General features: G+C 72.1%; 17 protein-coding genes. 15 read left to right on the forward strand and 2 right to left on the reverse strand.

Annotation, left to right across the window (positions count from 1 at the left end):
- Window positions 1–87: 87 nt before the first annotated feature.
- The gene (locus NYZ95_RS19305; RefSeq protein ID WP_262852972.1) at window positions 88–1,332 is read right to left on the reverse strand and encodes a DUF349 domain-containing protein; all 1,245 of its coding nucleotides are present in this window, start codon (window positions 1,330–1,332) and stop codon (window positions 88–90) included.
- 155 nt (window positions 1,333–1,487) lie between these two features.
- On the opposite strand from NYZ95_RS19305, the gene NYZ95_RS19310 reads away from it, so the two are divergent.
- The 11 genes from NYZ95_RS19310 (at window position 1,488) to NYZ95_RS19360 (ending at window position 14,679) form a co-directional block, all read left to right on the forward strand.
- Window positions 1,488–2,198: an MBL fold metallo-hydrolase gene (locus NYZ95_RS19310; RefSeq protein WP_262852973.1), complete on the forward strand. Its 711-nt coding sequence runs from the start codon at window positions 1,488–1,490 to the stop codon at window positions 2,196–2,198.
- A gap of 1 nt (window position 2,199) precedes the next feature.
- Entirely contained in the window at window positions 2,200–3,567 is a 1,368-nt protein-coding gene (hisS, locus tag NYZ95_RS19315) for a histidine--tRNA ligase (protein WP_262852974.1), read from the forward strand.
- A complete protein-coding gene (aspS, locus tag NYZ95_RS19320) occupies window positions 3,564–5,330 on the forward strand; it encodes an aspartate--tRNA ligase (RefSeq protein WP_262852975.1) in 1,767 nt (588 codons plus the stop codon). Before hisS ends, aspS begins: the two co-directional genes overlap by 4 nt.
- 133 nt (window positions 5,331–5,463) lie before the next feature.
- Window positions 5,464–7,284: an ABC transporter substrate-binding protein gene (locus NYZ95_RS19325; protein ID WP_262852976.1), complete on the forward strand. Its 1,821-nt coding sequence runs from the start codon at window positions 5,464–5,466 to the stop codon at window positions 7,282–7,284.
- A 22-nt stretch (window positions 7,285–7,306) separates the two neighbouring features.
- Window positions 7,307–8,686: a replication-associated recombination protein A gene (locus tag NYZ95_RS19330; RefSeq protein ID WP_262852977.1), complete on the forward strand. Its 1,380-nt coding sequence runs from the start codon at window positions 7,307–7,309 to the stop codon at window positions 8,684–8,686.
- Between the two features lie 28 nt (window positions 8,687–8,714).
- On the forward strand, window positions 8,715–9,299 hold the full coding sequence (locus NYZ95_RS19335; protein WP_262852978.1) for a hypothetical protein: 585 nt from the start codon (window positions 8,715–8,717) through the stop codon (window positions 9,297–9,299).
- Window positions 9,296–9,583 (forward strand): DUF6167 family protein, encoded by a 288-nt coding sequence (locus tag NYZ95_RS19340; RefSeq protein WP_262852979.1) that lies wholly within the window; start codon window positions 9,296–9,298, stop codon window positions 9,581–9,583. Before NYZ95_RS19335 ends, NYZ95_RS19340 begins: the two co-directional genes overlap by 4 nt.
- Window positions 9,584–9,598: 15 nt before the next feature.
- On the forward strand, window positions 9,599–12,265 hold the full coding sequence (gene alaS, locus NYZ95_RS19345; RefSeq protein WP_262852980.1) for an alanine--tRNA ligase: 2,667 nt from the start codon (window positions 9,599–9,601) through the stop codon (window positions 12,263–12,265).
- Window position 12,266: 1 nt separating this feature from the next.
- Window positions 12,267–12,725: a Holliday junction resolvase RuvX gene (gene ruvX / locus NYZ95_RS19350; protein ID WP_262852981.1), complete on the forward strand. Its 459-nt coding sequence runs from the start codon at window positions 12,267–12,269 to the stop codon at window positions 12,723–12,725.
- Window positions 12,722–13,855, forward strand: a complete 1,134-nt coding sequence (gene mltG, locus NYZ95_RS19355; protein WP_262852982.1) for an endolytic transglycosylase MltG — start codon at window positions 12,722–12,724, stop codon at window positions 13,853–13,855. Before ruvX ends, mltG begins: the two co-directional genes overlap by 4 nt.
- Entirely contained in the window at window positions 13,855–14,679 is an 825-nt protein-coding gene (locus NYZ95_RS19360; protein ID WP_262852983.1) for a shikimate dehydrogenase, read from the forward strand. The genes mltG and NYZ95_RS19360 overlap by 1 nt, the downstream gene beginning before the upstream one ends.
- A 53-nt stretch (window positions 14,680–14,732) precedes the next feature.
- Here NYZ95_RS19360 and NYZ95_RS19365 read toward each other — a convergent pair whose 3' ends face one another.
- Window positions 14,733–16,154, reverse strand: a complete 1,422-nt coding sequence (locus NYZ95_RS19365) for an HNH endonuclease (RefSeq protein WP_262852984.1) — start codon at window positions 16,152–16,154, stop codon at window positions 14,733–14,735.
- A gap of 127 nt (window positions 16,155–16,281) precedes the next feature.
- Between NYZ95_RS19365 and NYZ95_RS19370 the strand changes: the two genes are divergently transcribed.
- From NYZ95_RS19370 to aroB, 4 genes are read left to right on the forward strand one after another with little or no spacing between them, the layout of a single operon-like run.
- Window positions 16,282–17,040 carry a prepilin peptidase gene (locus NYZ95_RS19370; RefSeq protein ID WP_262852985.1) on the forward strand — a complete coding sequence of 253 codons (759 nt, stop codon included), beginning with the start codon at window positions 16,282–16,284 and terminating at the stop codon, window positions 17,038–17,040.
- 55 nt (window positions 17,041–17,095) lie between these two features.
- Complete coding sequence (aroC, locus tag NYZ95_RS19375) at window positions 17,096–18,274, forward strand: chorismate synthase (RefSeq protein WP_262852986.1); 1,179 nt, start codon at window positions 17,096–17,098, stop codon at window positions 18,272–18,274.
- The gene (locus NYZ95_RS19380; protein ID WP_262852987.1) at window positions 18,271–18,783 is read left to right on the forward strand and encodes a shikimate kinase; all 513 of its coding nucleotides are present in this window, start codon (window positions 18,271–18,273) and stop codon (window positions 18,781–18,783) included. The genes aroC and NYZ95_RS19380 overlap by 4 nt, the downstream gene beginning before the upstream one ends.
- A 37-nt stretch (window positions 18,784–18,820) precedes the next feature.
- The gene (gene aroB, locus NYZ95_RS19385) at window positions 18,821–19,915 is read left to right on the forward strand and encodes a 3-dehydroquinate synthase (protein ID WP_262852988.1); all 1,095 of its coding nucleotides are present in this window, start codon (window positions 18,821–18,823) and stop codon (window positions 19,913–19,915) included.
- The last annotated feature ends 4 nt before the right edge of the window (window positions 19,916–19,919 follow it).

The raw sequence follows: 19,919 nt of genomic DNA on the forward strand, positions 1-19,919 counted from the left end.
CGACATCGACGGGTCGCGCGCTGATGTTGTCCACAGGCCCGGGGGCCCAAACCTCTCGCGAGGGGGCCCGGGGTCTCTCGCGAGCGGTCAGGTGAGGTCTTGGGCGGACTTGCGGGCCTGGTCGAGCCAGGCCTGTCGCGCCTCCAACGACTCCTGCAGCTCCTTGACCTTGCGGTCGTTGCCGACGTCGCGGGCCGCGGCGACCTGCGCCTCGAGGTCGGCGACCGCCTTCTCGAGCTTGCTCACCGTGTCGTCGACCCGGGCGCGGGTCTCCGGGTTGGAGCGTCGCCACTCGTCGTCGGCGGCCGCGGAGATCGCCTTCTCGACGGCGCGCAGCCTCCCCTCGAGCTCCTTGATCTGGTTGCGCGGGACCTTGCCGGCCGCCTCCCAGCGGTCGGTGATGTCGCGCCACGCCGCGCGCGCGGCGTCGAGATCCTTGATCGGGACCAGCGCCTCGGCCTCCGCGAGGATCTGCAGCTTGACCTCGGCGTTGGCGGCGTACTCGGCGTCGAGCGCGGCGTTCGCCTCGTCACGGGCACCGAAGAACCTGTCCTGCGCTCCCCGGAACTTCTTCCAGAGGCGGTCGTCGATGCCGCGCGGTGCAGGCCCGGCTGCCTTCCACTGCGCCATCAGGTCGCGGAACCTGCCCGCGGTCGGCCCCCAGTCGGTCGAGTCGGCGAGCGCCTCGGCCTCGACGACCAGCCTCTCCTTGACCTTCTGGGCCTGGCCGCGCTTCTCGTTCTGCTCGGCGAAGTGCGCCTTGCGTCGGCGCGTGTACGCGGTGCGGGCGGTGGAGAAGCGGTGCCAGAGCTCGTCGTCGACCGTCTTGTCGAGCCGCGGGAGCGACTTCCACTGCTCGAGCATCTCGCGCAGCCGGTCGGCACCGTTGCGCCAGTCGTCCGACGCGGCGATCTGCTCGGCGGTACGAGCGATCTCCTCCTTGCGGACGGCGGCCTCGGCGGCGCGCTCGGCGCGCTGTGCCTTGCGGCGCTCGCGCTGGGTCTCGATGATCGGCCCGAGCGCATCGAGCCGGTCGATCAGCGCGTCGAGGTCGCCGACAGCGGCGGCGTTCTCGACGGCGTCGCGGACCTGCGTCACCGCTCGGCGGGCGTCGTCGGGGGAGAGGCTGTCGGAGGCGATGCGCTTCTCGAGGAGCTCGACCTCGACCGCCAGACCGTCGTAGCGGCGGGTGAAGAGTGCCATGGCCTCAGCCGGGTCACCGTCAGGCCACTGACCGACGACGCGCTCGCCTTCGCGCGTGCGGACGTAGACCGTCCCCTGGTCGTCGATGCGGCCCCAGGCCTCAGCAGGGTTCGAGGGAATCTCGCTCACGTCTCCACCTTGTCGGTTGTGTCGGGCACAGTCTAGAAGCACATCGGGCCGAGGGCGTCGAAGTCCGGACGATGGTCGCGTACGGGTACGGGGTCGGGCGGCCGCAGGCCTGAGCGATTCGCAGCCGCTTCGGCCGCTCGCGTACGCTGTCCCGTGTGCTGATCGCCGCTTTTCCCGCTGGCCCGCTGGCGGCCAACTGCTACTTCGTGGGGCGCGGACCCGGTGCCGAGTGCGTGATCGTCGATCCCGGCATGGACTCGCTCACGGGCATCCGCAACGTCGTCACCGAGCAGAACCTCACCCCGGTCGCTGTGCTGGTCACCCACGGCCACTTCGACCACATGTGGCAGGCGGCCGACGTCGCCGCGGAGTACGACGTGCCCGTGTGGATCCACCCTGCCGACCGGCATCTCCTCGCCGACCCGATGGCCGCGATCTCGAACGAGTCGGCGTCGATGCTGCGCGCCCAGTTCGGGCTGCAGGACGTGCCCGAGTTCCGTGAGCCGGCCGACGTCCGCGACGCCACCGACGGCACCGTGATCGAGGCCGCCGGACTGCGCTTCACCGTCGACCACGTCCCGGGACACACACCGGGGACGGTGGTGTACCGCGTCGACTACACCGGAGAGGAGCCGATCTCGCAGGTGGCGTTCACCGGTGACTTCCTGTTCGCCGGCTCCATCGGTCGTACGGACCTGGTCGGGGGAGACATGGACGAGATGGCCGCGAGCCTGCGGGCGTTCATGCAGCTGCCGGACGACGTCGCGGTGCTCCCCGGGCACGGCGGCCAGTCGTCGGTCGGACGCGAGCGTGCGACCAACCCCTTCGTCGCGCAGTACGCGGCCGCCGGCGGAGAGGACGCCTGACGTGGCACGTCCGACTCCGCTGTCCGGGTTCCCGGAGTTCCTGCCCGCCGACCGCTTCGCCGAGCAGCACGTGCTCGACCACCTGCGGCGCATCTTCGAGCTGCACGGCTTCGCTCCGGTCGAGACCCGCGCGGTCGAGACGATGGACCAGCTCCTGCGCAAGGGCGAGATCGACAAGGAGGTCTACGTCCTGCGGCGCCTCCAGGCCGCCGAGGGCGAGGGCGACGCCGGGATGGGTCTGCACTACGACCTCACGGTGCCGTTCGCCCGCTACGTCCTGGAGAACGCCGGCAAGCTCGACTTCCCGTTCCGGCGCTACCAGATCCAGAAGGTCTGGCGCGGCGAGCGCCCCCAGGAGGGTCGGTTCCGCGAGTTCACGCAGGCCGACATCGACGTCGTCGCCAAGGACGCGCTGCCGTTCCACTTCGACGTCGAGATCGCGACGGTGATGGCCGAGGCGCTCTCGGGCCTGCCGGTGCCGCCGCTGCGGATCCAGGTCAACAACCGCAAGCTGCTCGAGGGGTTCTACCGCGGACTCGGGGTCGCCGACACCGCGGCGGTCATGCGGGCCATGGACAAGATCGACAAGCTGTCCGAGGAGGCGCTGCGCGAGCTGCTGGCCAAGGAAGGCCTCGACGCCGACCAGGCCTCGAAGTGCCTCGCGCTCGCAGCGATCCGTACGAGCGACTCGTCGTTCGCCGGCGAGGTCCGCGCGATCGGGGTGAGCGACCCGCTGCTCGATGAGGGAATCGAGGAGCTCGCGGCGCTCGTCGACGCGCTCGGGGAGGTCAGGCTGGACGGCGTGAGCGTCACCGCCGACCTGCGGATCGCGCGCGGGCTCGACTACTACACCGGCACGGTCTTCGAGACCGAGCTCGAGGGCTTCGAGCACCTCGGGTCGATCTGCTCCGGCGGCCGGTACGAGAAGCTCGCCGACGACGGCCGCAACGTCTATCCCGGCGTGGGCATCTCGCTCGGCGTGACCCGCCTGCTGGTCCCGCTGGTCTCGCGCGGACACCTCACGACGTCGCGCTCGGTGCCGTCGGCCGTCCTCGTGGCACTCGTCGACGAGGAGTCGCGCCCGCAGAGCAACGCGATCGCCGGGCGCCTGCGTGCGCGTGGCATCCCCGCCGAGGTCGCCGCGGCGCCGCAGAAGTTCGGTAAGCAGATCCGCTACGCCGAGCGGCGCGGCATCCCGTACGTCTGGTTCCCCGCCGTCGGCGACACCGGTGAGCAGGTCAAGGACATCCGCAGCGGCGAGCAGGCCGACGCCGACGCCGACACCTGGACCCCGCCGGCCGAGGACCTCCGTCCCGCCGTCGTCACCACCTTCGACACCCCATTCGAGACCCGAGGAGCAACATCGTGATCCGCACCCACGACGCAGGCAGCCTGCGCGCCACCGACGCCGGGACCCGCGTCACGCTGGCCGGCTGGGTGGCGCGACGCCGCGACCACGGCGGGGTGGCGTTCCTCGACCTGCGCGACGCCTCGGGTGTCGCCCAGGTGGTCATCCGCGACGAGGAGGTCGCCCGCCCGCTGCGCAGCGAGTTCTGCCTCAAGGTCGTCGGCACCGTCGAGCGCCGACCCGAGGGCAACGAGAACCCGAACCTGCCGTCGGGCGAGATCGAGGTGATCGCCGACACCGTGGAGGTGCTCAGCGAGTCGGCCCCGCTGCCGTTCCCGGTCGAGGAGTTCCACGCCAGCCCGGTCAGCGAGGAGGTGCGTCTGAAGTACCGCTACCTCGATCTGCGCCGCGCCGAGATGGCCAAGAACCTGCGTACGCGTGCCGCGGTCACCCGGATCATCCGCGAGGTGATGGCCGAGCGCGGCTTCCTGGAGTTCGAGACGCCGAACCTGACGGCGTCGACGCCGGAGGGCGCACGTGACTTCCTCGTGCCCGCGCGCACGCGCCCCGGCACCTGGTACGCGCTCCCGCAGTCGCCGCAGCTGTTCAAGCAGCTGCTGATGGTCGCCGGGATGGAGCGCTACTACCAGATCGCGCGCTGCTTCCGCGACGAGGACAGCCGCGCCGACCGCCAGCCGGAGTTCACCCAGCTCGACATCGAGATGAGCTTCCTGGACGAGGAGGACGTCTACGCCCTCACCGAGGAGATCCTCGTCCGGATCTGGCGCGAGATCCTCGGGTACGAGATCCCCGTCCCGATCCCGCGGATGTCGTTCCGCGAGGCCGTAGAGCGCTTCGGCATCGACCGCCCGGACATGCGCTTCGGGTGCGAGCTGGTGGACTTCACCGACTACTTCAAGGACACGCCCTTCCGCGTCTTCGCGCCGAAGGGCCGCCACTGGCACGTCGGTGCGGTCGTGATGCCCGGTGGCGCCGACCAGCCCCGTCGCACGCTCGACGCCTGGCAGGAGTTCGCGAGGGCGCGCGGTGCGAAGGGGCTCGCGTACGTGCTGGTGCAGGAGGACGGGACGCTCGGCGGCCCGGTCGCGAAGAACCTGTCCGACGCCGAGCGCGAGGGCCTCGTCGCCCACGCCGGCGCGAAGCCGGGCGACTGCATCTTCTTCGCCGCCGACCAGTACAACGACGCGAAGGCGCTGCTCGCGGCGGTCCGCGTGGAGATCGGGGAGCGCTGCGGCCTGATCGACCACGACCGGTGGGAGTTCCTCTGGGTCAACGACGCGCCGATGTTCGAGTTCGTCGGTGACGACACGCACGACGCGTGGACGTCGATCCACCACCCGTTCACCGCGCCGGCGCCCGAGTACGCCGACACGTTCGACTCCGACCCCGGCGCCGCGCTCAGCCAGGCGTACGACATCACGCTCAACGGCAACGAGCTGGGCGGCGGGTCGATCCGTATCCACCGCTCGGAGATGCAGGAGCGCGTCTTCGAGGTCCTCGGGCTGACCGAGGAGCAGGCGCAGGGCCAGTTCGGGTGGCTGCTCGAGGCGTTCCAGTACGGCCCGCCGCCGCACGGCGGCATCGCCCTCGGCATCGACCGGGTGGTGGCGCTGCTGACCGGCGCGGACACGATCCGCGACGTGATCGCCTTCCCGAAGACGGCGTCGGGCGCCGACCCGCTGACCGGTGCGCCGACGCCGATCACGGCGGCCCAGCGCAAGGAGGCGGGGATCGACGCCCCGCCGCCGGGGAGCGCCGAGTAGCGGCAACCCTCTTGGTGGCGACCATGCGGCGGATCGTTATCGTCGCGTGGTCGCGACCTGTCAGCCCCCTCGCCTAGGCTCCTGTGAGCGCCCCGCGGTCCTCGTCCGGGGGGTGAGCGACGAGGAGGTCAGGGTGGGACGCCGGCTCGGGCGCGTGCTCGCGCTGTGCGGTGTGGCGGCGCTCGTCGTCAGCTGCACCGTCGGTGACGACGCTGGGTCGTCACCGACGACGGCGACCAGGCTTGACCACGTCGCGGCCGGGCGCGAGGGCAGCGCACGCAACCCCGACGCGCAGGCCCCGGCACCGGAGGTCGACGGAGCCACACGCGGCGGCACGCTCACGGTCCTCAGCGCGCAGGTCCCGGAGACGTTGGACCCGGCGCGCTCGTCGTTCACCGACACCCGGGCGATCCTGTCGGGCCTCGTCACACGCTCGCTGACGCAGTTCGCCCGCGACCCCGACACGGGGCGGATGGTGCTCGTCCCCGACCTCGCCACGGACCTCGGCACACCCAACGACGACAACACCGCGTGGACCTTCACCCTGAGGGCCGGCGTGACGTTCGAGGACGGGGTGCCGGTGACCGCGGGCGACGTGGCGTACGGCGTCAAGCGCGCCTTCGCCACCACCGAGCTGCCGGGGGCGCCCGCGTACCTCCGGACGTTCTTCCTCGACGGAGACCGCTACCGCGGCCCGTACGCGACGAAGGCCGAGCTGCGCGGTCGCGAGGGCTACGAGCCGCAGTGGTACGCCGGCGACGACTTCCGCGCGATCGAGGTGCGGGGCCGCACGATCACGTTCCGCATGCGCCGCCCGTTCGCCGACATGCCCTACCTCGCGTCGTTCCCGCAGTTCGCCCCGGTGCCGCGCCGCGCCGACACGGACCCGGGAGCGTACGGCTCCCGCCCGGTCGCCACCGGCCCCTACAAGGTGTCGAGGCTGCGCGACCGTACGACGCTCACGCTGGTCCGCAACCCCCGCTGGGACCCGGCGACCGATCCGGCGCGCCACCAGTACGCCGACGGGTGGACGTTCCTGTGGGGCCAGGACCCCGACCGCATCGACGGTCTGCTGGTCGACGACGCCGGCGACGCGCAGCACGCCCTCTCGTACGACTCCGTCTCGGCGCAGACGCTGCAGCGGATGCGCGACGACGCGCCGGAGCGGCTCGTCGCGTCCGGGACCCCGTGCACCTACCTCTGGTACCTCGACACGCGCAGGATCTCCGACCGGCGGGTCCGTCAGGCGATCGGCTGGGCCTATCCGTACGACGCCGCCTGGAAGGCGGGGCGCGAGGCGGTGGGGACGACACGGCTCCCCGGCACCACGCTGCTGCCACCGGGGACCGCCGGGCGCCGTGCGTACGACGCGCTCGGCAACCGAGGCCGGCGCACCGACCCGCAACGCGCCCGTGCGCTGCTCAGAGAAGCGGGTGAGGTGGGGTTCGCGGTGCGCTGGTACTACGCGAGCGACCTCCCGGAGAAGGTGGCGATCAAGGACGCCGTCGTGACGGCGCTGCGGCGGGCGGGATTCGAGCCGCAGCCGATCGCGACCACCGCGAAGCAGATCCGGGCGATGCAGCTCGACCCCGACGGCCCGCACAACGTCGTCGACTCGGGGTGGTGCTCCGACTGGCCCACCGGGTCGTCGTGGTTCCCTGCCCAGTGGTCGGGCGACATCGTCGACGACCCAGCCCGGCCCAACCCCGCGATGCTGGTCGCGCGCGACGTCGACGTCGCCATCGACAAGATCCTCGACACGCTCAGCGGCGCCGAGGCGGCGCGTGCGTGGGGCGCTCTCGACGAGCGGATCGGACGCAAGCACTACCCGGCGGTCGTTCTTGGCCATGGGGGAGTCGTGCTCGCGCACGGCAGCCGCGTCGGAGGCATGGCGGTCAACCAGCTGCTCGGCATGCCCGTCTTCGCCGACATGTACGTCGACCAGAGCGGGTGACCCGGCCGCGTAGGCTGGGCAGGTGGATTCCGACGGGCTCTTCGACGTCCCCGACGTCGCCCCTGCGCCTTCGGGAGGCGGCAGCCTGACCGATGCGGCACACCGGGCGGCACCCCTGGCCGTCCGGATGCGCCCGCGTACCCTCGACGAGCTGGTGGGTCAGGAGGCGCTGCTGCGCGCCGGCTCGCCCCTGCGGCGGATGGTCCACGGCGACCAGTCGATGTCGCTGATCCTCTGGGGGCCGCCCGGGACCGGCAAGACGACCCTCGCCTCGCTGGTCAGCCAGCAGACCAACCGGCGGTTCGTCGAGGTGTCGGCGGTCTCGGCCGGTGTGAAGGAGGTGCGCGAGACGCTGGCCTCCGCGCGCCGGATGCTCGCGCAGGGCGGTCGGGAGACGGTCCTGTTCGTCGACGAGGTGCACCGCTTCTCCAAGGCGCAGCAGGACGCCCTGCTGCCGGGCGTGGAGAACCGCTGGGTCTCGCTGATCGCCGCCACCACCGAGAACCCCCACTTCTCCGTGATCTCGCCGCTGCTGTCACGGTCGCTGCTGCTCACGCTGGAGCCCCTCAGCGACGACGACGTCGCCACCCTCGTCGAGCGCGCGGTGACCGACGAGCGCGGTCTGGCGGGTGCGGTCGTCCTCGAGGACGAGGCCCGCGACCACCTCGTACGCCTGGCCGGTGGCGACGCGCGGCGTGCCCTGACCTACCTGGAGGCCGCGGCGGGCGCCGCGCAGGCGCAGGACCGCGAGCGCATCACCGTGGACGACGCGGCCAACGCCGTCGACAGGGCGGCGGTCCGTTACGACCGCCAGGGCGACCAGCACTACGACGTCACCAGCGCGCTCATCAAGTCGATCCGAGGCTCTGACGTGGACGCCGCGCTCCACTACCTGGCGCGGATGGTCGAGGCAGGGGAGGACCCCAAGTTCCTCGCGCGTCGCCTGATGATCTCCGCGAGCGAGGACATCGGCCTCGCCGACCCGACGGCCCTGCAGACGGCGGTCGCCGGAGCGCAGGCCGTCCAGATGATCGGGTTCCCCGAGGCGGCGCTCACGCTCTCTCAGGTCGTGATCACGCTCGCGCTGGCGCCGAAGTCGAACGCCGCGTACAAGGCGATCGCGGCGGCCACCGCCGACGTCCGCGCGGGGAAGGCCGGCGCGGTGCCGCCCGCGCTGCGCGACGCCCACTACGCCGGTGCCAAGAAGCTCGGGCACGGCCACGACTACAAGTACGCCCACGACGACCCGCGCGGTGTCGTCGGACAGCAGTACGCGCCGGACGAGATCGACGGCGCGGAGTACTACCGGCCGACGGGCCGCGGCGCCGAGGCGGCGTACGCCGAGCGGGTCGCGCGGCTGCGCGAGATCCTCCGCGACCACGGGGAGCGCTCGGGTGACTGACCCGGACCCGGTCGGTAGGGTCGGCCCCATGCCGATCGAGACCTGGGTGACCGTCGTGGCCTGCGTCGCGGCTGCCGTCGCCACGGTGACCGCGCTGATCGCCTTACGGACGCTGCGCCAGCTGCGCGCCGAGGTGCGGGGGGCGAGGGGTCTCGATACGCCCCCGCCCAGCGGCTCGGGCTACTCGACCAGCGGAGAGGGCGGCTCGGGCTCCTCGACCAGCGATGAGCGGGCGGAGGAGCCGGAGGTGGTCTCGGCGGAGGTCGTCTACGCCCCGACGCCGCTCCCGCAGGCCCGCCAGGTCCTGCCGCACGAGCGTGCGGTGGTCACGCAGGAGGGCACGGTGATCGTCCTTCCTTCGGAGCAGCAGGTGGTGGCGGCTACCATGGGACGTCCGCTGGTCCGTGGCGCAGTGCTGAGTCACGGGCTGATGCACGCGCTACGACCAGAGAGCCGGGACCGGATTCGAGGGATCGTCCGCCGCGAGTTCCGCCGTCGTCGCAAGATCCGCCGGCGTGCTGCGCGTCAGGCGGCCCGTGCGGCGTCGATGTCTCCGGAGGTCACGTCGTGGCCCGGCACCCCGACGACACCCGAGCAGGAGGGCACACGATGAAGGGCCGCGTTCTGTGGTTCGTCGCGGGCACCACCGCCGGGGTGTACGGGACCTTCAAGGCGAAGCGCCTGGCCGACCGGTTCACGCCCACGGGGATCGTCGACCAGGTCGCCGCCTGGCAGGTCGGCCTCCAGGCCTTCACCGAAGAGGTTCGCGCCGGCATGAGCGTGCGCGAGGCCGAGGTCGCCGAGCATCTCGGCCTGCCACCCGAGGCGCTCGCCCGCGCTCTTCCCGCATCGCGTCATCCTGACGCCTCGCGTCAGCTTCCCCCGCACCACGAGTAAGGACTGCTTCTCTCCATGGACACAGCGGAGATCCGCCGCCGGTTTCTCGAGCACTTCGAGTCGAACGGCCACACGGTGGTGCCGTCGGCATCGCTGCTCCTGGACGACCCCAACCTGCTCTTCGTGAACGCGGGCATGGTGCCGTTCAAGCCCTACTTCCTCGGGCAGGAGACGCCGCCGTACAAGCGGGCCACCAGCGTCCAGAAGTGTGTGCGCACCCAGGACATCGAAGAGGTCGGCAAGACGACCCGCCACGGCACGTTCTTCCAGATGAACGGCAACTTCTCGTTCGGCGACTACTTCAAGGAAGGCGCCATCGAGCTGGCATGGAAGCTGGTGACGGGCTCCGTCGCCGACGGTGGACTGGGCTTCGACCCCGACAAGGTGTGGGTCACGGTGCTGCCGACCGACATCGAGGCGCGCAACGCGTGGAAGTCGATCGCGGGGCTGCCCGACGAGCGGATCCAGGACCGCGGGCTCGAGGACAACTACTGGCACATGGGTGTCCCGGGCCCCGGCGGCCCGTGCTCGGAGATCTACATCGACCGCGGCCCGCAGTACGGGCCCGACGGTGGCCCGGTGGTCGACGAGGACCGCTTCCTCGAGATCTGGAACCTCGTGTTCATGCAGGAGGAGCTCAGCCAGGTCCGCAGCAAGGCCGACTTCGACGTTCTCGCGCCGCTGCCGAGCAAGAACATCGACACCGGCATGGGCCTCGAGCGCGTCGCGTACCTGCTGCAGGGCAAGCAGAACATGTACGAGATCGACCAGGTCTTCCCGGTCATCGAGAAGGCGTCCGCCCTCTCGGGCAAGCGCTACGGCGCCGTGCACGAGGACGACGTCCGCTTCCGCGTCATCGCCGACCACGTGCGCAGCGGCCTGATGCTCATCGGCGACGGCGTCACGCCCGGCAACGAGGGCCGCGGGTACGTGCTGCGTCGGCTCCTGCGCCGCGCCGTGCGGTCGATGCGTCTGCTGGGCTACGAGGACCCGGCCCTGCCGGAGCTGCTGCCGGTGAGCCGTGACGAGATGTCGCGCTCGTACCCGGAGATCGCCTCGGACTTCGCCCGCATCTCGCAGGTCGCGTACGCCGAGGAGGAGACGTTCCGCCAGACCCTCGCCAAGGGCACCCAGATCTTCGACCTGGCGGCCGACTCCGCCAAGTCGCAGGGCGCCACGGTCCTCACGGGCGACAAAGCCTTCCAGCTCCACGACACGTACGGCTTCCCGATCGACCTCACGCTCGAGATGGCCGCTGAGCAGGGCCTGGCCGTCGACGAGCAGGGCTTCCGTGCGCTGATGGCCGAGCAGCGTGCCCGCGCGAAGGCGGACGCGAAGTCCAAGAAGGGACGCCACGCCGACACCTCGATCTACCGCGACGCGCTCGACACGTACGGGCCGACCGAGTGGCTGGCCTACGAGCGGCTCAGCACGGAGTCGCAGGTGCGGTCGCTGATCCAGGAGTCCGGGCGGACGCCGGCGGTGGGGGAGTCCCAGATCGCCGAGGTCGTCCTCGACCGCACCCCGTTCTACGCCGAGTCCGGCGGGCAGAACGCCGATGCCGGTGTCCTCGTGTGGGACGGCGGCCGGGCCGAGGTGCTCGACGTCCAGCGTCCGGTGCGTGGCCTCGTCGTGCACCAGGTCCGCGTCCTCGAGGGCGAGCTGACCGAGGGGGCGGCGCTGCAGGCCGACGTCGACCCGCAGTGGCGTGTCGGTGCGTGCCAGGCGCACTCGGGCACCCACGTCGTGCACGCGGCGCTGCGCGAGGTGCTCGGCCCGACTGCGCTGCAGAGCGGCTCGTACAACCGTCCCGGCTACCTGCGTCTGGACTTCGGCTGGTCGAGCGCGTTGACGCCTGAGCAGCTGCGCGACGTCGAGCACGCCGCGAACGTCGCCCTGCGGGAGGACCTCCAGGTCACCGCCGCGGTGATGCCGCTGGAGCGGGCCAAAGAGCTCGGCGCTCTCGCGCTGTTCGGGGAGACCTACGGCGAGGACGTCCGCGTGGTGGAGATCGGCGGTCCCTGGTCGCGCGAGCTCTGCGGCGGCACGCACGTGTCGCGCTCCTCGCAGATCGGGACGGTCGTGCTCACGTCCGACAGCTCGGTCGGCGCCGGCAACCGGCGTGTCGAGGCCGTGGTCGGCCTCGAGGGCTTCGCCTACCTCGCCCGCGAGCGCGACCTCGTCGCTCAGGTCTCCGACCTGCTCAAGGTGACGCGCGACGACGTGCCGGGTCGGGTCGCCGACCTGGTCGGCCGTCTGCGCACCGCCGAGAAGGAGATGGAGAAGCTGCGCGCCGAGGCGCTGCTGTCATCGGCGGGCGACCTCGCTGCAGGAGCGGACGACGTGGACGGTGTCGCCTACGTCGGGCACGTCGCGGAGGGGCTCGGCGCCAAGGAGGTCCGTACGCTCGCCCTCGACGTGCGCGGACGGCTCGACGGGTCGCGCCCGGCCGTCGTGACGGTCGTCGGCACCGCCGACGGCAAGGCGGCCTGCGTGGTCGCCGTCAACGAGGCAGGCCGGTCCGCAGGCCTGGCGGCAGGCGAGCTGATCAGGCCGGCGATGGAGTCGCTGGGTGGTCGCGGCGGCGGCAAGGCCGACGTCGCGCAGGGCGGTGGCTCGGAGGTCGCGGCCGCTCCGCAGGCGGTCGAGGCGGTCCGTCGCGCGCTCCACGGTGCGGCCTGACATGCGGCACGGGGTCCGCATCGGCGTCGATGTCGGCGACGTGCGGATCGGCGTCAGCGCCAGCGACCCCTCGGGGATCCTGGCGACGCCGGTGGAGACCGTGACGGCGGGCCCGGACTCGATCCGCGACATTCTGGTCATCGCGAATGATCGTCAAGCCGTCGAAATTGTGGTTGGCTTGCCACGGTCGCTCTCGGGGGGCATGGGGCCGGCCGCTCGCAAGGTGCGGGCGTACGCCGAGCAGCTGGCTGCAGCCTCCGCTCCGACGCCCGTCAGGCTCGTGGACGAGAGGATGTCGACCGTGACCGCACAGCAGAGCCTGCGTCAGGCCGGGCGCAAGGCCAAGCAGCAGCGCGCCGTCGTCGACCAGGCGGCCGCCGTCGTGATCCTCCAGTCGGCCCTCGACGTGGAGCGGACCAGCGGACGCGTCCCTGGCGAGCTCGTCGAGGCGGCTCGATGAGCGACATCGGACTCATGCCGGAGCGTGATCGTCGACCCGCGGGCCACCGGGCGGCGCGACGCGCGAAGAAGGAGCGTCGCGGTCCCGGCTGCTTCTTCCTCTTGCTGATCGTCGCGGCCGTCTGCGTCGCGGGCTACCTCGGCGCGTCGAAGCTTGTCGGACTCGCGGGGGACTTCTTCGGCGGTCCCGAGGACTACCCGGGGCCCGGCACCGGCAGCGTCGTCATCGAGGTGCGCCAGGGCGACACGGTGGCGGCGATGGGCCGCGAGCTCAAGGCGAAGGACGTGGTCGCGAGCGTCGACGCGTTCCTCGACGCGGCCGCCGGCGCGCCGGAGATGAACCAGGTGCAGCCCGGCTTCTACCAGCTCCGCAAGCAGATGCAGGCCTCGCAGGCGGTCCAGGCGCTGGTCGACCCCGCCAGCCGCGTGGACGCCTCGATCGGCGTCCCCGAAGGCGCGCGCGTAGACCAGGTCGTGGGCCAGATCGCGAAGAAGACCGAGTTCACCAAGAAGGAGATCAACGCCGCGCTGAAGGACCCCGAGCTGGGGCTCCCCGCCGCGGCCGAAGGGAACCCGGAAGGCTACCTGTACCCGGCGACGTACATGGTCGGTCCTGACGCCACGCCGCTGTCGCTCCTCCAGGAGATGGTCAGCAAGGCGGTCGCCCTCGAGAACGATCTGAACCTCGAGGCCCGCGCGAAGGCCCTCGGCATCTCCGCGCACGACGCGATCGTGGTCGCGAGCATCGTGCAGGCGGAGGCGGGCACGGCCGACTACGACAAGGTCGCGCGGGTGATCTACAACCGGCTCGACGACGGCATGGCGCTCCAGATGGACTCCACCATCCACTACGTGAGCGGCAAGGACGGCAGCGTCTGGACGAGTGCGGAGTCGCGCGAGATCGACTCGCCGTACAACACGTACAAGTACCCCGGACTGCCGCCGAGCCCGATCGGCAACCCTGGTGAGGAGGCGCTCGAGGCTGCGCTCAATCCTGCGGACGGCGCGTGGCTGTACTTCACGCTCGTCGACGCAGAGTCGGGCGAGACGAAGTTCGCCGAGAGCTACAGCGAGCACCAGCAGAACGTGGAGGAGCTGCGTCAGAACTGCCGTGAGCAAGGGGGGTGCTGATGCCGCGCTGCGCGGTCCTCGGCAGTCCCATCGCTCACTCGCTGTCACCGGTCATGCACCGGACGGCGTACGAGGTGCTCGGGCTGCACGACTGGACCTACGACGCGTTCGACGTGGACGAGGACGGGATCGGCACCTTCCTCGCCGGGCTGGACGAGCAGTGGCGTGGCCTCTCGCTCACGATGCCGCTCAAGCGTGCGGTCCTCCCGTACCTCGACACGGTCGAGCCCGCCGCGCGTGAGGTCGGCGGCGTCAACACGGTGATCGTCGACGTCGAGGGCCGGCACGGCTTCAACACCGACGTGCCGGGCGGCATCGCCGCGCTGCGCGAACGCGGGGTCGACGAGGTCGAGGACGCGGTGGTGATCGGCGCCGGGGCGACCGCCGAGGCGATGATCGCCGCGTTGCGTCACCTGGGCCTCCGCCGGGTGACCCTGGCGGTACGCGCGCTGGACCGTGCCGCCGAGCTTGCCTCACGCCTGGAGGCCCCCGGCGGTGACGTCGCCCCGCTCGCCGTGGAGGTCACCGGGATCGGGCCCGACCTGCCGCGGTCGACCGAGGTCGTCGTCTCGACCGTGCCGGCCGCCGCGGTCGCGCCGTACGCACAAGGCCTCGCAACTCGGTGCGACGCGGTGTTCGACGTGATCTACGACCCGTGGCCGACGCCGCTGGCGCGCGCTGCGCAGGCCGAGGCCGTGCCCGTCGCGTCCGGTCTCGACCTGCTCGCGCACCAGGCCGCCGCGCAGGTCCGGCTGATGACCGGACGCGAGGTCGCCGCCTCGGTGCTGCGCGACGCGGCACTCGGCGCACTCACGAGACACTGACGCACGCCACAGATCGGGCGCATGCCGAGGGCGCCGAGCAAGGTCGTCGGTCGTCAGGCAGCGCGGAGCAGCTCGGCAAGGCTCCGCTCGATGGCCGACCCCGTGTCCTCCTGCGGTGCCTCCACCCTGCGTGACGAGGTCGGTGGTCGCTGCTCTTGGTCACGAGTCGGAACGCCGAGCGGCTCGCGGCGGCGCGTCGCGTACGTGTGACCCGTCGGCGTCCGCCACCGCACAGCTCGTGCGAGCGCCTCGTCCGCGGGTCCCTCGCCGTCGACCGGAGTGACGCGCCACCCGGGCCCTTCTTTGGCGAGGTTGTCCGCCTGGCACACGCCTTGCGCGTTCTGCGGGGTGCTCGGGCCGCCGCGCGCGTAGGGCACCGCGTGGTCGACGTCGCGGATGCGGCAGTCGCACCAGGGTCGTTGGCACTGCCCGTCGACAGTGCGGACGAGCCGCCGTACGGCAGCGTTGAAACGGCGCGCTCGCGGGTCCGAGCCGGTGAGGCGCTCGCCGTCCGGTGCGGTGAAGAAGCGACGGACCCAGGCAGCGTCGGAGGCGGCGAGCCGGCGGGCCAGCTCGGCGGGGATCGGCCCGTAACCGGCCAACGTCGCGGGCGCGGTATCGGCAGACAAGAGCGACTCGGGCCGCATCACGACGCCGATCTCTGCCCGCACCGCGCTCGTCCCGTCCGCGCTGACGCGTTCACCGGTCAGTGCCTCGATCGCGAGATCGGCTACGAGCTGACGGATCGTACGAGGGTCGCCGTCGGCGCGACGTGCGCTCGCCTGGTCGTCGAGGCGCCGGAACGCCGAGGCGACCTGCTCGGCCGGACCGTAGACCGTCAGCGACGCCATCGCGTCGAGCTCGGGGGAGAAGGTGACCGAGCGGTCCTCGCGTGCTCGTACCGTGCGCTCGTACGCGGCGTGCGGGTCGGCCGCCATGACGAGCCGACGTGCTTCTTTGGCCGCTTGACGCGGGGACAGCTCGGTGAGCGAGGCGGCGATCTCGGCGTCGACGCGCCCGCGGTCGTCGACGGACGCGTAGGTCGTCTCCCGACAGACGGCGCCGGCAACCGCCTGCGAGATCGTGCCGGCACGGAGCAGGGCGTGCGTCTGCGGGTGCAGCTCGAGTGCCTGGGCGAGCGCGTACGTCCGCTCCCCGGCAGGTGTGGACACCTGACGAGCGAGGGCGATCTCGGTGAACAACGAGCGGGTGATTGTCGTCTCGTCGGCGGTCGCCATCGCGCGGCGACGACGGGAGTCGAGCGCGAGCACCGCGTCGGCCTGAATCCCCTGGGCGATGCGCACCGTCTCCTCACACACCGCGACGACGTCGATCTCGGCAGCGCCCAGCGCGGCGTCGTACGCGTGGTGTCGTGCGTTACGAGAGCGTGCAGACTCGACCGCACCGAGCACTCTCTCCACGAGCGCGTCGAGCAGGCGTCCGGAGGCTTCTCCAGCGGGGGTGGCGTCGAACATGTGTACGACGCTATCGCCTCGTGCCGACACCCTGCGGCGATCAGGACGCGCCCTCCACAGGCGCGCCGACCGCGTCCGCCTGGGGACAACTCCTCCTGCCTGGAGCCCGCCCGGCTATCGTTCCAGCGTGCCCGAGCCCGCCGTCGCCGCTCTCCTGGCCGCTGCCGTCGCAGCGCTCGGAGCGCTGCTCGCGCCCCGGGTCGTCGCGCGTCTCCCCGAGCCTGAGCCGGTGGCGCCGGACGAGACGGCCGCGGACGAGAAAGGCGAGAGCGCAGTGCCGGAGCATCCGGTCACCACGCGTCCGGTCAAGATCCCGTACGCCGAGCTCGCGGACCGCCCGCACTTGGCTCTCTGGCTCGCGGGGGCGTCGGCCGTCCTGGCAGGTGCCCTCGGCTGGCAGCTCGGCCTCGACCCGGCCCTCCCGCTCTGGGTCGCGTTCGTCGTGCTCGGCGTGACCCTCTCGTACGTCGACTGGCACACGCGGCTGCTGCCGAAGCGCCTCGTGCTCCCCGCCTATCCCGCTGCGGTCGTCCTCGCGCTCCTTGCCGCGGCCCTGGCCGCGGACACGGCGGTCCTCGCACGCGCAGGGGTCGGCTGGGTGGCCGTCGGGGGCCTGTACCTCCTGCTGTGGCTGATCGCCCCCCGGGGGATCGGGTACGGCGACGTCCGCCTCTCCGGCCTGCTCGGCCTCTGCCTCGGTGCGCTCGGCTGGGCCGAGCTGGTCGTCGGCGGGTACGCAGGCTTCGTCCTGGGTGCTGTCGGGGGGCTCGCGCTCGGCGCGCTCGGGGTGGTCGACCGCAAGGCGTTCCCGTTCGGTCCGTTCATGATGCTCGGCGCCTGGGCGGGTGCGGTGTGGGGCAGCACACTCCTGCGTGCGTGGGGCTGATCCGCGCTGCGAGACCGTGACGGGACGCCGAGGCACGCATGACAGACTTGGCCCCATGCTTCGTTGGTTGACGGCCGGTGAGTCCCACGGTCCTGCACTGGTCGCTGTGGTCGAGGGGATGCCTGCGGGTGTCGCCGTGACGAGCGCGACGATCTCCGACGCGCTGGCGCGACGCCGGCTCGGGTACGGACGTGGGGCCCGGATGAACTTCGAGGCCGACGAGCTCGAGATCGTCGGCGGCATCCGCCACGGCCTCACCCTCGGGAGCCCGATCGCCCTGCGGATCGCCAACAGCGAGTGGCCGAAGTGGGACAAGGTCATGTCGGCCGACCCCGTCGACCCCGACGAGCTCCAGGGGATCGCCCGCAACGCGCCGCTGACCCGGCCGCGGCCCGGGCACGCCGACTTGGTCGGCATGCAGAAGTACGGCTTCGACGAGGCGCGGCCGATCCTCGAGCGTGCGAGCGCCCGCGAGACCGCCGCGCGGGTGGCGCTCGGCGCGGTCGCCGCCGCGTTCCTCGAGCAGGCCTGCGGGGCGAGCATCGTCAGTCACGTCGTGGAGTTCGGCTCCGTGAAGGCACCGGCGGGTCTCGTCCCGACCGCCGCCGACGTCGAGCGGCTGGACGCCGACCCGGTCCGCACGCTCGACCCCGCGACCTCGGCGGCGATGGTCGCCGAGGTCGACGCCGCCCGCAAGGACGGGGACACCCTCGGCGGCGTCGTCGAGGTCGTCGTCCACGGGCTCCCGCCGGGTCTGGGCAGCCACGTCCACTGGGACCGTCGGCTCGACGCCCGCCTCGCGGCCGCGCTCATGGGCATCCAGGCGATCAAGGGAGTCGAGCTCGGTGACGGGTTCGAGCTCGCCCGTACGCGTGGCTCGCTCGCCCACGACGAGATCGTCGGCACCGACGACGGCATCCGCCGTGCCACCGGTCGCTCGGGAGGCACCGAGGGCGGCATGTCGACCGGCGAGGTGCTGCGGGTGCGCGCCGCGATGAAGCCGATCGCGACCGTCCCCCGCGCCTTGCGCACCGTCGACGTCCGGACCGGAGCGCCGGCGCAGGCGCACCACCAGCGCTCCGACGTGGCCGCGGTCCCGGCCGCCGGCATCGTCGCCGAGGCGATGGTCGCCCTCACCCTCGCCGACGTGCTGCTCGAGAAGTTCGGCGGCGACTCGGTCACCGAGACCGCCCGCAACGTGGCCTCGTACCTCGCGGCCCTGGCGCCCGCGTGAGCACGGAGGTGCGCCCGGTCGTCGTCCTCGTCGGTCCGCCCGGCGCCGGCAAGTCCACGGTGGCCGCGCTGCTCGCCGAGGCGCTCGGCGTCGCCGCGCGCGACACCGACAGCGACATCGAGGCCGCGGCCGGGACGACGATCGCCGACCTCTTCGTGACCGAGGGGGAGGAGCGGTTCCGCGAGATCGAGGTGGAGGCCGTGCGCGACGCGCTCGCCGAGCACCGTGGCGTGCTGGCGCTCGGGGGTGGCGCCGTCATGCGCGAGGAGACGCAGCGCGCGCTCGAGGACCAGGTCGTCGTCTTCCTGGATGTCGGTCTCGCCGACGCCGCGGCACGCGTCGGTCTCGGTTCGTCCCGTCCGCTGCTCCTGGGGAACGTACGCTCGCAGATGAAGACCCTGCTCGACGCGCGCCGTCCCGTGTACGAGTCCGTCGCGACGCACGTCGTCCGCACGGACGGACGCACTCCCGAGGACGTCGCAGAGGAGATCTTGCGACTGCTCGCCTGAGCAGCACCGACCGTCCGCACGATCGAGGAGACCGCCCGTGGCCGAACACACCCGCATCCACGTCGCCACCGACGCCCCGTACGACGTGGTGGTCGGCACCGGACTCAGCGCCGAGCTCCCGGGTCTGCTGCCCGAGTCCGCGGAGCGGGTCGCGGTGATCCACCCGGCGTCGATGCGCGCGCTCGGCGAGGCCATCCGTGCGTCGTTGGCGGCCTCCGGCGTCGAGGGGCACGCCATCGAGATCCCCGACGGCGAGGCGGCCAAGACCAGCGACGTCGCGGCGTTCTGCTGGTCGGTGCTGGGACGCGCGGGCTTCACGCGCTCCGACGCGATCATCGGGGTCGGCGGGGGAGCGGCGACCGACCTGGCCGGCTTCGTCGCGGCGACGTGGCTGCGCGGCGTCGAGCACGTCCTCATCCCGACCACGGTGCTCGGCATGGTCGACGCTGCGGTCGGCGGCAAGACCGCCATCGACACGGTCGAGGGCAAGAACCTCGTGGGGGCCTTCCACGAGCCGGCTGGCGTGCTCTGCGACCTCGCCCTCCTCACGACGCTGCCGCTGAACGAGGTCCGCTCGGGCCTCGCGGAGGTCGTCAAGTGCGGGTTCATCGCGGACCCGGTCATCCTCGAGCGAGTCGAGGCAGAGCCCGCGGCCGTGCTCGACGTCCGCAGCGACGTGCTGCGCGAGGTCATCGAGCGCGGCATCCAGGTCAAGGCGGGCGTCGTCGCGACGGACCTCAACGAGACCGGTGCCGACGGCACGATCGGGCGCGAGGCGCTCAACTACGGGCACACGCTGGGCCACGCGATCGAGCGGTACGAGGCGTACACGCTGCGGCACGGCGCCGCGGTCGCGATCGGCATGGTCTATGCCGCCGAGCTCGCCCGCCTCGACGGGCGGATCGACGCGGCTCTCGTGCAGCGCCACCGCGACGTGCTCGGCATGGTCGGGCTGCCGACCGGCTACCGCCCGGGAGTCTGGGACGAGCTGCTGGCCGGCATGCGCGTGGACAAGAAGGCGCGCGGGTCCCAGCTGCGGTTCGTGGTGCTCGACGCGCTCGCCGAGCCGACGATCTACGCAGGTCCGGATCCCGCGCTGCTGACGGCCGCGTACGCGGAGATCTCGGGCTAGTCCG

Origin of the sequence: Mumia quercus (assembly GCF_025506335.1) — a bacterium.
Taxonomy (GTDB): domain Bacteria; phylum Actinomycetota; class Actinomycetes; order Propionibacteriales; family Nocardioidaceae; genus Mumia; species Mumia quercus.

Bases quoted from the DNA above. Each gene is read 5' to 3' on its own strand.
- NYZ95_RS19335 (WP_262852978.1), top strand. From the start codon at position 8,715: ATGCCGATCGAGACCTGGGTGACCGTCGTGGCCTGCGTCGCGGCTGCC.
- NYZ95_RS19340 (WP_262852979.1), top strand. From the start codon at position 9,296: ATGAAGGGCCGCGTTCTGTGGTTCGTCGCGGGCACCACCGCCGGGGTG.
- alaS (WP_262852980.1), top strand. From the start codon at position 9,599: ATGGACACAGCGGAGATCCGCCGCCGGTTTCTCGAGCACTTCGAGTCG.
- ruvX (WP_262852981.1), top strand. From the start codon at position 12,267: ATGCGGCACGGGGTCCGCATCGGCGTCGATGTCGGCGACGTGCGGATC.
- mltG (WP_262852982.1), top strand. From the start codon at position 12,722: ATGAGCGACATCGGACTCATGCCGGAGCGTGATCGTCGACCCGCGGGC.
- NYZ95_RS19360 (WP_262852983.1), top strand. From the start codon at position 13,855: ATGCCGCGCTGCGCGGTCCTCGGCAGTCCCATCGCTCACTCGCTGTCA.
- NYZ95_RS19365 (WP_262852984.1), bottom strand. From the start codon at position 16,154: ATGTTCGACGCCACCCCCGCTGGAGAAGCCTCCGGACGCCTGCTCGAC.
- aroC (WP_262852986.1), top strand. From the start codon at position 17,096: ATGCTTCGTTGGTTGACGGCCGGTGAGTCCCACGGTCCTGCACTGGTC.